Annotated in this window: 11 protein-coding genes; all 11 read right to left on the reverse strand. The window is 54.3% G+C overall.

The window, feature by feature from the left end:
- Positions 1 to 44: 44 nt before the first annotated feature.
- Entirely contained in the window at positions 45 to 1622 is a 1578-nt protein-coding gene (locus tag HW115_RS07105) for a FecR family protein (RefSeq protein ID WP_178931890.1), read from the reverse strand.
- A 54-nt stretch (positions 1623 to 1676) separates the two neighbouring features.
- A complete protein-coding gene (locus HW115_RS07110) occupies positions 1677 to 2237 on the reverse strand; it encodes a sigma-70 family RNA polymerase sigma factor (RefSeq protein ID WP_178931891.1) in 561 nt (186 codons plus the stop codon).
- A 173-nt stretch (positions 2238 to 2410) separates the two neighbouring features.
- Positions 2411 to 3214, reverse strand: a complete 804-nt coding sequence (locus HW115_RS07115; protein WP_178931892.1) for a hypothetical protein — start codon at positions 3212 to 3214, stop codon at positions 2411 to 2413.
- A 159-nt stretch (positions 3215 to 3373) separates the two neighbouring features.
- Entirely contained in the window at positions 3374 to 5218 is a 1845-nt protein-coding gene (glmS, locus tag HW115_RS07120; RefSeq protein ID WP_178931893.1) for a glutamine--fructose-6-phosphate transaminase (isomerizing), read from the reverse strand.
- 42 nt (positions 5219 to 5260) lie between these two features.
- Positions 5261 to 6139 carry a hypothetical protein gene (locus HW115_RS07125; protein ID WP_178931894.1) on the reverse strand — a complete coding sequence of 293 codons (879 nt, stop codon included), beginning with the start codon at positions 6137 to 6139 and terminating at the stop codon, positions 5261 to 5263.
- A gap of 12 nt (positions 6140 to 6151) precedes the next feature.
- On the reverse strand, positions 6152 to 7498 hold the full coding sequence (gene glmM / locus HW115_RS07130; RefSeq protein ID WP_178931895.1) for a phosphoglucosamine mutase: 1347 nt from the start codon (positions 7496 to 7498) through the stop codon (positions 6152 to 6154).
- A gap of 220 nt (positions 7499 to 7718) precedes the next feature.
- Positions 7719 to 8447 (reverse strand): PEP-CTERM sorting domain-containing protein, encoded by a 729-nt coding sequence (locus tag HW115_RS07135; RefSeq protein WP_178931896.1) that lies wholly within the window; start codon positions 8445 to 8447, stop codon positions 7719 to 7721.
- Positions 8448 to 8924: 477 nt separating this feature from the next.
- Entirely contained in the window at positions 8925 to 9596 is a 672-nt protein-coding gene (gene tsaA, locus HW115_RS07140) for a tRNA (N6-threonylcarbamoyladenosine(37)-N6)-methyltransferase TrmO (protein WP_178931897.1), read from the reverse strand.
- Between the two features lie 25 nt (positions 9597 to 9621).
- Positions 9622 to 10830, reverse strand: a complete 1209-nt coding sequence (locus HW115_RS07145; protein ID WP_178931898.1) for a hypothetical protein — start codon at positions 10828 to 10830, stop codon at positions 9622 to 9624.
- A 22-nt stretch (positions 10831 to 10852) separates the two neighbouring features.
- On the reverse strand, positions 10853 to 11767 hold the full coding sequence (locus HW115_RS07150; protein WP_227021335.1) for a metal ABC transporter permease: 915 nt from the start codon (positions 11765 to 11767) through the stop codon (positions 10853 to 10855).
- Complete coding sequence (locus HW115_RS07155) at positions 11751 to 12509, reverse strand: metal ABC transporter ATP-binding protein (protein WP_178931899.1); 759 nt, start codon at positions 12507 to 12509, stop codon at positions 11751 to 11753. Before HW115_RS07155 ends, HW115_RS07150 begins: the two co-directional genes overlap by 17 nt.
- Positions 12510 to 12536 lie beyond the last annotated feature (27 nt).

Below are 12536 nucleotides of genomic sequence, written 5' to 3' on the forward strand. Positions count from 1 at the left end.
TTGAAAAAAGGTAACGGGGGGGAGATGAGATTTTTTCGAACAAATCATGGTGCCAGAGGAAGCACGGACTCCCAGGTCAACCCAACCCGGATTTCATCGAATTTGACCGGGAAGTTGGCTGAGGAACTTCCGGAACGCACCATGAGTCGATCAAAATCTGGAACATTTTGATAGCGGATTTGAGGGCGTTGTTTGGTGTCGGGCTGATTCAGGTCGGGGTCAAAAAAGACATCGGTGAGCTTTTTTGTTTGATTGAGCCGGATGACAAAGAGGTGGGTTTGGTCGTCGGTAGGGATGGAGAAAATGTCTTGGTCTTTGCTGGTTGCGTATCGGGAACCGTAAGAGTTGACGGGGCTGAGTTCTCCGCAGAATAATTGCTCACGGAACTCATTTTGGTAGAGCAAAAAACCAGAAAATGAGTTGGATAGGTCATTGGCCGGCTGTTGCATCAGAAAACTGATGTAGATGGTGCCATCTTTTGGTAATTCATCATGATCGGGGATGATGACAGCTCCTGCACCAGTGACGCCGGTCGATTGGATACACCCGCCAACGCTGGCTAGTGTGTGCCCACTTTTTTTGTAGCTCAGACCTTGGTTGAGAAAGTGTCCTCTCCCTTGCCATTGGGAAACCTTCCCCTTTCCACGATAGGGGGTATTGTGAATGGGCCCTTCTTTATAGTGTTCAAAGCTTTCGGCAATACGGAGTAGGGCCGGGGTAGATGCGGGGTCACGAGGATCGGTTCCATAATGCTTTTCGATGACGTCAGGAACTCCGTCCTTATCCGAGTCTATCAGATTGGGGTCCAGAGGGATCTTGAGGCGGTGGGCGAGATATTCCGTGCCTTTCATTTGGCCGTTTTTGAGGATGGCAGCTTGTTGGCCAGCGATGAAGGATGTTTTTTGATCGTTGGATGCCTTGGCCTTGACCAGGCCTTCGATGACGTGGATCTCAGTCCCCAAATGGGTTCCCGTGGATGTGACAAATCGGGTGCCGAGGTCGACAACCTTGCCTTCATTGGTATTGATGACGAAGCCGTGGGCATATTCAGGGGCATAGGTTTTAACTCGCCCCTTGTGGAGGAATACCTGATCCGGGCCGTCGATGCGTAAGTTGGCCGGGCCATTGATATCGAGCCGTGCACCGCCTCGCATGGCAAGTCCGATTTCAGCACCTTTTGGGATCGTTAGTTCACCTTGATTGACAAGAGCCCCGATGCGCAGCCCTGCTTCATCAGCCAGGATGTTGGTGTCGGTGATGGTGGCGACACTACTCGACTCCGTGATGGTGCTTGGATCCGTGTGATTGCCCCGTGTGAGAAAATAGGCCAGCGTGAGGGCCGTGGCCAAACAAGCCGCAGCAGGGAGCATCCACGTTGTTTTCTTGGAGGCATGTGGTGTGATATTGTCCGTTGATGGTGACCCAGAGCTGCTTTGGCGGGGGGTGAGTGGTGCTGGCAGCGGGTCTTCCAGCTCAAGGCTGGTTTCCGTCATCAGAGCCTGCATGTATTCCTTCATATGTTCCGGCGACTCGTTGAGCGCTTCTTGAAAGGCACGCAACTCGTCCTCGGAGACGTCATCACGCCCGATGCGGTCGATCCATTCTGGCCAATTATGATTCATGATGGGTGATGTGGTTAATGTTTATACTTGTGATCGGGCGCAGGGTAACGGGGTTTATGGAGAATTCGTTGAATTCTTTTGTTCCTCGAGACGTGTGAGAATACATTTTCTCAGGCGGTTCCGGACGCGGTAGAGTTTTTGTTTGAGTGCCGGGATGCTGAGGTTTTCAGTGACGGCGGTATGTTCCATCGGGATTTGTTGGCGATAGCGCTTGTCGATGAGTTGTTGTGCGTTTTCGGGTAGAATCTGGACACATTGTTTGAGGGCTGCCAGCCAAGGTTGGATGTCATGGGTTTCCTCTTCCGCCATATCAGCCAGCGATTCAAGCAAGCCGGTATCGAGAGTGGTCCATTGTGTTTTTTTATGCCGGCTGAGGTAATTGAGACATTCAAACCGGGCGACGGTAAAGGCCCAGGCTTTGAAATTGGTCCCAGGTATAAAGGCCTCCTGCTTGCGATAGAGGATGATGTTGACATCCTGCAGGGTGTCGCGGGCATCCTGCGGGTTGAAGATCATCGAGCGGATGAAGGCGTAGAGTGCAGCTTGGTGATCGATGACCAGCTGGTCAAAGGGTTCAGGTTCATCCTTACTTTGGTTGGTGAATTCTGCGGGCATGAGCAAGGAAGAAGAAAAGCACCGAATTGTGCGACAGCGCACGACCTTATGCGATATGCATCAGTAGCACAAAGCAAATTGTGGCATACGTGTGGTCACAAAGAGAGAAATACATAAAACGCGATAGACCGTGATCTGACGCGTTCGAAAATGCCCAGTCGTAGGGGGGCGACTTACCTGCGTCGGCGTATGATCAGAGACATGCCGCAGAGAGCCAGTAGGCTAGAGGATGATGGTTCTGGGATTGCAACTTCAGAAAGGCTGGTCGCGACAATCAGGTTGTCCCAAGTGGCGGATCCTCCACTGCCCAAGCGAACCGCGGTGCTCCAGTTGGTGCGGGTGAATGCCATGGTGACATCCGCAGTTCCTCCGGTGCCGTCCCAAGAATCGGCCCCATCCGGATCCACCCATAATCCGAGCAAGTCATTATCGAAATCAACGACCGCCGCAATGCGGTAGCTGACACCGTCAGTGAGGCTGATCGAACCGGTGACGTTGGTTCCACTGATCGAGTCTTGAATACCGATGGTATCAGTGGCCGCTCCGCCACCGTGGACGCCAAAGAATATACGTTCGGCTCCGAAGTCATAAGAGCTCATGCCGCTCCATGAAGCACTGGCTGACCGGGTCATGTCACTGGCAAAATAGACAGCCCCACTCCCTCGGAAGCCTCCTGAGCGTTCGGTTGTATCACCATCCCCCGTCCCTGATCCTTCATCGGGTCCGTTGAATTCACGTTTAGCGCTGCTGTTATTGGTTGTTAGTATTCCGCCACTGACTGCAGGGCTTCCCGATGTGCTATCCCAGTCAGATGTCGTGGCGGTATGCATTTGGGTCAGGTTGTTCCAGTCCCAATGGGTTCCTCCGTTTTGATTATTGATAGCTCCGTCTGTATCAAAGGTTTCGATGCCGATGGTAGCAGCTCCAGAGATGGCGGAACTTAAAGCGAGAATACTGGTAATCGTTCTGAGTGTCATGGAAGGGTGTGTTTGGGGTGAACCCCATGGAATGAATCCAGTCGGGGACAAGTTGTATCCTCGGGAGAAAGGATACTGAGTAATCCTGACTATGATAATTTTTCCTGCTGAGACAAGAAAAAAGTTACTAGCACAATGCTTGCGTTGTTGAAGGCTGGTTTATTCCACCGTCACACTCTTGGCGAGGTTGCGTGGTTGGTCGATGGCACAGCCACGGATCCGGGCGACGTGATAGGCGAAGAGTTGAAGGGCAACTGCCGCTGGAATGACGGCGGTGTAATGTGGGCATTCCGGGATTTCGATGACATGGTCACATGCCTTGCGCGCTTCTTCATTGCCCTTGGTAATCACGCCCAACACTGGAGCGCTTCGGGCTTTGCATTCGGCAACATTGCCCAAGGACTTGTCCTGCCCCGGGCCATTATTGAGTAGCGCAATAACAGGCATGGATTCTTCTAACAGAGCTATTGGCCCATGTTTGAGTTCCGCAGAGTGATACCCTTCGGCGTGAATGTAGGAGATCTCTTTGAGCTTGAGGGCGCCCTCAAGTGCGACCGGGTACATGTATCCACGACCGATGTAGAAGGCATTATCGTAGTGGGCGTATTCGGCTGCAACCTTGGCAATTTCATCGTTGTTTGCCAAGACGGCTTCAACGAGTGAGGGGATGGCTTCGATCGCTCGGGCGATTTGGATGCCGTTCTCACGGGAAAGCCGGTGGGCGCGGGCAAGTTTGAGTGCCACCATGAGTAAGACGGAGACTTGGCTGGTAAAGGCCTTGGTTGACGCCACACTGATTTCCGGTCCGGCATGCAGGTAAATTCCACGTCCCGTTTCACGGGCGATGGTGGATCCGACCACGTTGACGAGAGCAGCGACCAGGGAGCCTTTGTCGACGGCTTCGCGCACTGCGGCCAGGGTGTCAGCCGTTTCGCCTGACTGGCTGATGGCGAGCACCATGTCCCGGCTGCCGACGATTGGGTTGCGGTAGCGGAATTCGGCGGCTTGTTCGACCTCAGCCGGGATGCCGGCAAAGTCCTCGACGGCATATTCTCCGATGAGACCGGCATTCATCGAGGTGCCACAGCCAACCACCAGAAGGCGTCGGATGTCGACCAACTCTCTGGGGCTGAGGTTGAGGCCGGAAAGGATGGCGGTTCCACGGGTGGTATCGATCCGCCCACGGATGGTGTTGCGGATGGCTTCGGGTTGTTCGAAGACTTCCTTGAGCATGTAGTGCTCGTAGCCACCTTTTTCGGCGGCATCAGGTGACCAGTCGATTTCTGCCGGCGTGCGGGTTACAGTGCCGGCACCGAGGCTGCGGATATCTACCTGACTTCCTTCAATTCGGGCGATATCATCGTCGTCAAGATAGATGGCCTGGCGGGTATGGGTGATGATGGCGGAAGCATCCGATGCGATGATGGTTTCATCTTTTCCCAGACCGATGACGATGGGTGAGCCCCTTCGGGCGACAATCAGAACCCCGGGGCGATCGACGGCCATGCAGGTGATGCCGAAGGTTCCCTCTACTTCTTTTAAGGCCGCGGTAACCGCTCCGAGTAGATCCTCACCATTGTAATGGTGTTCGATCAGGTGGGCGAGCACTTCGGAGTCGGTTTGGGAGCTGAAGCTGTTGCCTTCCGCTTTCAAGCGATCGCGCAGGGCGTTATGGTTTTCGATGATGCCATTATGAACGAGAGCAATTTTTCGCTTTGGCCCTTGGTGAGGGTGGGCATTGTCGGTTGTTGGCGGTCCATGCGTTGCCCAGCGGGTGTGGGCGATGCCGGACTTGGCTTGGTTGAGTCTGCTGAGTTGTTCGTCTTGTTCGATCAGTTCGCTGAGCCCGGAGACCTTTCCGCTTTGTTTACGGATAAAGATCTCTTCATTGCTTGCCAGAGCGACTCCTGCGGAGTCATAGCCGCGATATTCGAGTTTTTTCAGGCCGCTGATCAGGACGGGCATGGCGGCGCGTTTGCCGGTGTATCCTACGATTCCACACATGGTAAATTGGGTTGTTCGTTAATAAGTGATGAGGGTTTGTATTTACGACTCAAGGTCGCGCTGCACGGTTTCGTTAGGACGGGTGCTGGAGTTCGGGCCGAGTTTTCGGCCGGGGTAGATCGCAGTGTGGATCCCGGTATGAGTTCCGTCACCGACGATGGCTCCAAACTTGCGTCTGCCGGTATCGATCAGAGACCCCTTCACGGTGCTTCGGTGGTTGAGTCCGTCGTGACGAAGGTTTGAGGTGATGGTTCCAGCTCCGAAGTTTACGTGATTGCCAATGACTGAGTCACCAACGTAGCTGAGATGTCCGATCGAGCTTCCGTGTCCGACGATCGAGTTTTTGATTTCGACCGCTTGACCGATGTGGCATTGGTCGCCGATGGTGGTGGAACCACGCAGGTAGCAATTCGGGCCGATTTTGCAGTTTTCTCCGATTACACAATTGCCTTCAATGACAACGCCCGGGAGAATCCTTGAGCCTTTACCGAGATGCACGATGCCATCGATATGAGCTGCCGGGCTGATATCGCCGGAGTGATTATTCTGATCTAACTTTGAAACAATCTGCTCGTTGACCTGAATGAACTGCCAGGGGAAGAGGATGAGGAATGAATCGTCAGATGCAGTGACCGCCGGCCCACTGGGGTCTCCGGCCCACGCGAGGATGTCTCCATCCGCCGATTTGAGAACGAAGCAGGCTGTGGAGGTGCTGAGTTGCCGGGCAAAGGCCTCCCAGTCGGCTCGACTGATCCATGCGTTTTCGATTTGGCTGGCATGCTCGATATGGGAAACCGATGACGCTTGTTGCGTTTGTTGGTTGCGCAAGGTGGTGCCGGCAATGAGCTGTTGGCTGCATGGGGTGTTCTGGTGTAGTGGCCAGAGTTGCTCTCCCTTGGCAGGTATGAATGTGAGTTCCATAGCTTGTATGTGTTAGGCTCCGATGGTGTTTTGAATGGCATTGGCGATGAGTTCAGCCTGAGTCTTGGCAAGTTCGGCGTCTGAGCACTCGGTGAGCACGCGAATTTTGCGTTCGGTTCCCGAGTAGCGGACCAGCACGCGGCCTTTGTCGGCGAAGCGTGTCTCAGCTTCTTGAATGGCTTTGTGAACCTCCGGAATACTTTCGATCGGTGGCTTTTCCTGAACGTCGAGCCCCAACAGAACCTGAGGATAGATGTCCATACAATCGGCTAACTCGGATAAGGCGCTTCCGCTTTCGCGCATCATCGCCAGCAACATCAGTGCACTCATGATGCCATCGCCGGTGGTGGCGTGATCGGAGTAGATGATATGGCCGGAATTTTCCCCACCGAGATTGTATCCTTTTTCGCGCATGCGTTCTAACACAAGTCGGTCGCCGACCCCGGTTGTTTCCAGAGTGATGCCATCTTGGCTGAGTGCATCACGCAGGCCGAGGTTGCTCATGACCGTCGCCACCAGCGTGTTCCCTCTGAGTTTGCCCTGGGCATGGAGGGCCTTGGCACAGAGGCAAAGCACGCGGTCGCCATCGACCACGGATCCGGTTTCATCACAGAAGATCACGCGGTCGGCATCTCCATCGAAACAGATGCCAACATGGGCACCGTGCTGTTTGACGGCCGCTGCCGCATTTTCAGGATGTAGGGCACCGCAGTTTTCGTTGATGTTCTGACCGTCCGGACGGGTCGATAGTTTGATGACTTCCGCTCCGAGTTCTTCAAAAATCAGAGGGCCGACGTAGTAGCCGGCACCATTGGCGCAATCGATGACGATTTTCAACCCGCGCAGGGAGTTGGCACCGACCGCATTTTTGGTGAATTCAATGTAGCGGCCCATGGCGTCATCGATCCGGATCGCTTTGCCGAGATCGTTTTCCGGATGGGGGAGTTCTTCGCCGAGGATGAGTTTTTCGATTTCCAGTTCCAAGGCGTCGCTGAGTTTGTATCCGTCCGGGCCGAAAATCTTGATGCCATTGTCTTGGTAGGGGTTGTGGGAGGCGGTGAGCATGATGCCGGCATCACAGCTCATCGAGCGGGTTAGGTGGGCCACCGCGGGGGTGGGAGCGGGGCCAGTAAGCAGGACGGTCGAGCCCTCGGAAACCAGTCCGCTGGTGATCGCTGTTTCAAGCATGTATCCCGAGAGTCGGGTGTCTTTTCCAATCACCACCTTGTGGCGGCGGTGGCCATTGGTGTCGAGGACGCGTGCGACGGCGCGTCCGATTCTGAGGGCTACTTCCGGTGTGATCGGCCATTGGTTGGCGATCCCCCGGATTCCGTCGGTTCCAAAGAGTTGGGTGTTCATTTGTTCGTGTTGTGTTTTTTTGAAGTGATATTGCGCTTAAAAACGTAAAATGACGCTTCGTGCTGACCATGCCAGAACATCTGCTGTAAGTAAAGATATTTAGTTCAAAAAAAAATGAACCTAATGGGGGTGCTGGACACAAAAGAGCGGACAAGGTTTCCCTTGCCCGCTGTGATTTGTATTTGGCTGGTTGTTTGCTGCCAGCAATGGGGTTCTGAGCTTACCTGCGTCGGCGAAGAAGCAGGCTGAGTCCTCCGAGCCCAAGTAGGCTGATGGATGAGGGTTCTGGCACGGATTCGATGATGATGCCGGCAACGGAACCGCGGAGCGTGCCATTTCTGGTGAAGGTCAGGGCGATACCATCCTGGTCGCCAGTGAATACGTCACTTTCGTAGGTGTGGGCACCTTGGCTTCCTAGTGCGACTCCCGCAAATGAGGTGTCACTGGTATTTCCTCCACTCGGCGTGCTTGAGGAGAGCCAACCGCTTTCTCCGGTGACGTCCCCCGTAGTGACGGTGAGTGGGTTGAAGCCAGTGGCATTATCTGTCGATCGGAGAATAACCATGCGGTAGCTTGTCGCTCCCACAGTCGTCAACCAGTTGCTGATGCCCGTCAGGTGAATATCGTTTTGAGAGTCGTTTCCATTATCGTCGAGGTATCCGCGGAAGACACTCTGGTCAGATGCTGTGCTACTATTGATGTAAGTTCCTCCGGCATCGTGGCGGATGTTGATCGTTGCTCCGTCGGCTGCAAAACTTGTGCCATCGCCAGACCAGTCGTTGACACTTTGATAATCCCATGAGGTGACGGTGCCGATCGCACTGACGTAGCCGTCTGTGTTGGCGGGTTGCCCTTGCCGTTGGGTTCCGAAGTTAATCGCGATTTGGGCGGCCTGTGAAGCGGCACAGCTCAATGCCATGAACACGGCGATACTTGTGGTTTTCATCATGATCTTGTGTTTGGGGTGGGTAGGGGCTGCGGATAACAGCCATGATCCGAATAGCTGGGATTTTAGACAGGGTGTGGGGGATGACAAGTTTAAAAGTGATTGCAGGATGGCAGGGCGAATGCACTAGGGGCTAACAGCCTGCGGCGCTGACAGGATTCACATGATTGAAGAGGATTTACAGGAATTTTTAAGAAGTAATCGATAGATTTTGGGCAAATCTTGATCTTTGTCAATGAAAGGGCACCTCTAAGAATCCTGTAAAAACTTGAAAAAATCCTGACAATCCTGTCAGCGCCGCAGGCATCACCATGATAATCTCCCTAATGTAGGAGCCCTGTGCAGGAGGGGCGCATCCCAAAAGAGAACCAAAATCATGTTTTGTTCCTCCAGCTTGTCGATAGCTTGAAAAGCTGTCCCACGTTGCGTTATCATGGCAACAAGGCATGAAACGGGTTGATACCTCGTATTGAGGATTCCTTAGCCTTGGCACGAAAGGATGTGGATTTGTTTGTCCCGCACTTTCCATTGGATGTTATATCCATCAATCAGGCATCCATAGGTTCTTGATGCATCATCTTGGTAGGCGGGGCGGGGGTCGATGGCGATGGTGGCTTCGATAACCGCACGGCTTGTATCACTCAGCCCCTGATCGGCATTATTGATCCAATGGACGCTGAGCTTCTCCGGGGCATGTGGAGCAAACCCAGCTGCGGCCTCGGGCAGGGCATCAGCGTAGGGAATGTAGGGTTTGATGTCGATGATGGGGGTTCCATCCACGAGGTCGACGCCGCGTAGTTTGATCATCGGGCCCTCGGGGTGGGTGGTATCGATACTTTCGAGTCGAACGACCGATAGCCCGATCGGGTTGGGGCGGAAGGGGGAGCGGGAGGCAAAAACACCAACCCGCTTGTTGCCACCGAGCCGAGGCGGGCGCACAGTCGGTTTCCAGTCTGTGCGTATCGCTTGATGGAAGAGGAACACCAGCCAGAGGTGGGAAAAATCTTCGAGGCCGCGAAGGGCGTCCGGATCGCGAAATTCCGGGGTGAAGATCAGTTCGCCCCATGCCTCGTCCACGATGCCCGATTGTCTCGGGACACCGAATTTTTCACCGTAACAGGTGCGGACGTGGGCGATGGCCTCAAGCTTCATTTTTTATCGGTGGGTTCGATGGCTCTTAGTGCACATGATTATCACCAGGTCCCCACTCAAAGCCGAACTGGAGCCAGATGCTGTGGTCGCTATGACGCTCTTCACTGTAGTCATAGTTATACTGGAGCCGTGCAAGGACGTCAATGGGGCCAGCTTCGAAGTGTCGGGTGAGGGATGGAGAAATCCGGTGGCGTTCGACCAGTTCGGGGTCTTCAACCCCTTCCAGATAATCGTAGCGAAGGCCAATGTCCCAGTCGCTGTTAGGGCTGTAGATGGCACTTGAGTTAAAGCCAAACTCATCGAAGTCTCCTTCATCGGTTTCGACATCGCGCCACATCAATTCATTGCGCCAGACAAGGCGTTCCCCGTCGACTTCGTCTTTGATCCATGAATAAGTGATGTCCGCTCCATAGACGCGGGTCCATCGGTCAAAATCATTTTTCCCTTGAGCGTAGCTGGTGCCGTAGAGAAAATGACGGCTGTCAGCGGGCCAGAAGGAAGCTTCGTAGCGGGCGGTGAAAACGGCATCGTTCCAGAGCGCCATCTCGGCTTCTTCACTGTGCCCCCCGTGATCGTCATCATGATCATCATCATGATCATCATCGTGGTCATCATCATGCTCGTTATCGTGGGCGTGATCATGTTCGAGCGCTTTACCGTAGGAAAAGATCAGTCGGTTGTTCCATGATGTGGGTAGCACCCATTCGAGCTCAGCTCCTTCGGAGATCAGTCCATCATCACCGAGGAATCGAATGTTGGAAAGGTTGGCATCGGCAAAATCCCAGGCGTGGCTATGCAGGCCGTTCTGGGTGCCGTAGGCAGCGAGAAAGCGTCCGGCTTTGATGTCGATGTCACCGGGCAGGTTGAGTGCCTGGGCGTAGATCTCCTCGAGTTCGGCGTCCCATCCGTCTTCATTGTTCCAGGTGATAATACCTTCGGCGTATCCGGCGATATGTTCGTTGTATCGTAGGTCGAGTCCGATGGAGAGTCCGGGGATGCTGAACCCTGAATGAATCGGGTCGTGGGCTCCTTGCTCCAGCCCACCTCCTTCGATACCTGAGTATCCCATGGTTGTGTTGAGAAAGAGGAAGGGGTCCAGACTCAGTCCGGATGGCTTGTGATCATGGGCACAGCCACTTTGGTGGCAATCCAGAGTGTTGTGAGCGTCGTCGGTTTCGGCGGATAGTGTGGTGGCGCTGAGCGTTGTGCAGATGAAGTAAGGAATGTGTTTCATGGTATGAAATAAAGGTGGGTTATTACGATTGATGGTGTCGAGTGGGGCGGAGGGAAATAGCTTTCCTGCGTCGGAGTCCGTAGCGAGGGCTGAAGATGCAGGCGAGAATGAAGATGCAACCTAACACGATGACGATGCTAGGGCCGGTTGGGGTTTCCGCTGCTGCGGATAGAAGGATGGCGATGACGGATCCGAGACTGCCGATGATGCCGCCTCCCCAGAAGAGCCAGGAGGTTTTGTTCGTGAACAGGGAGACGATGGCAGCCGGGGCTACCAGGAGTCCGATGGACAAGACACTGCCCAGAGCTTGGAAGCTGGCGACCAAGGCTAAAATCAGCAGGCCGAAGAGTAGGTATTGCATGGATCTAACCTTCACCCCTTGGGCTGCGGCGACGTGGGGCTCAAACAAGGTGATCAAGAGCGGGCGCATAAAGAGAGTGGAGAGTGTCAGGGTCACGGTGGCAATGATCAGAAAAGTCCAGAGGTCGCTATTGCTGACCGCCAGAATGTTGCCAAATAGCCAGTTTTCCAGTTCTGCCGCGGTTCCTGTGTGGCGTTGGATAATGATGCCGGCAGCAAAGGCGGTGGTAAAAAAAATGGCGAGGGCTGTGCCTTGGGGGATACGGCTACCTCGGGCAACCGCAACAGACCCCAGACCAACAATGAGGGCAGCGAACAAAGCTCCAACAAAAGCCCCTAACTGGCTCAATACCCCGGTGATCAGCACAACCGTCGCAATCCCCGGAAGCATGGTGTGTGAGAGCGCTCCGATGGATAGGGCGCTGCGTTGGAGTAGAACAAAGCCGCTGAAAAATCCATTGGTAAAACCGATCACCGCAGCTGCCAGCAAAGCGCGCTGGAAGAAGAGGGTGTCGAGAGTTTGGAAAAAATCGGTCACAGATATCGGGTTGAGTCGTTGATTAGTTGGTGAAGGCAAGGTTCAGATTGGCTTCACTCAGCGTGGTGGCTGTCGGGCCGTAAGCGATGACCTCTTGGTTGATCAGTAGCGTGTGATCAAAAATGTCAGCTGCGGTGTTGAGGTCATGATGCGAGGCAATAACCAGGCGACCTTCATGGGTGATGTTGCGCAGTAAGTCTGAGAGTTGGGCCGAGTGGTCCCGATCAAGTCCGGTGAATGGCTCGTCGAGAAGCAGCACATGAGCTTCCTGGGCGATGGAGCGTGCGAGGAAGGCTCGTTGTTGTTGGCCGCCGGAAAGCTCTCTGATTTGGCGATCCTGCAAGGGTTCCAGTCGCATCAGAGCGAGGGCTCGTTCGACGACCTCGTCATCGTGAGCGCTGTAACGTTTCCATGGTCCAAGGTGAGGATAGCGGCCCATTTCCACCATGCCGCGCACAGTGATGGGGAAATCCCAGTTGACCTCTTCGCTTTGGGGGAGGTAGGCAAACTCGCGGCTCCAGCGTTGGATGGGTTCATTACGCCAGAGGATCGAGCCCTTGTCTTTGCGTTGCAGTCCGGCAATGGCTTTGAGCAAGGTGCTTTTTCCTGCTCCGTTTGGCCCGACCAAGGCCACGCTGTTGCCGCAGGATGTGGCGAGTTCGATTTCTCGCAGTGCCGGGGTTTTGTGATAGCTGACACAGAGCCCCTCAATCACCAGTTCGTGGTGGTGATGGTGCTGGTGAGGACAGTCGCCCTTGGTGCTGTGTTGGCAATCGCTCATGGTGTCGGAATCAGTGAGGCTTCGTGG

The sequence above is a fragment of the Oceaniferula marina genome, from assembly GCF_013391475.1.
GTDB classification, from domain to species: domain Bacteria; phylum Verrucomicrobiota; class Verrucomicrobiia; order Verrucomicrobiales; family Akkermansiaceae; genus Oceaniferula; species Oceaniferula marina.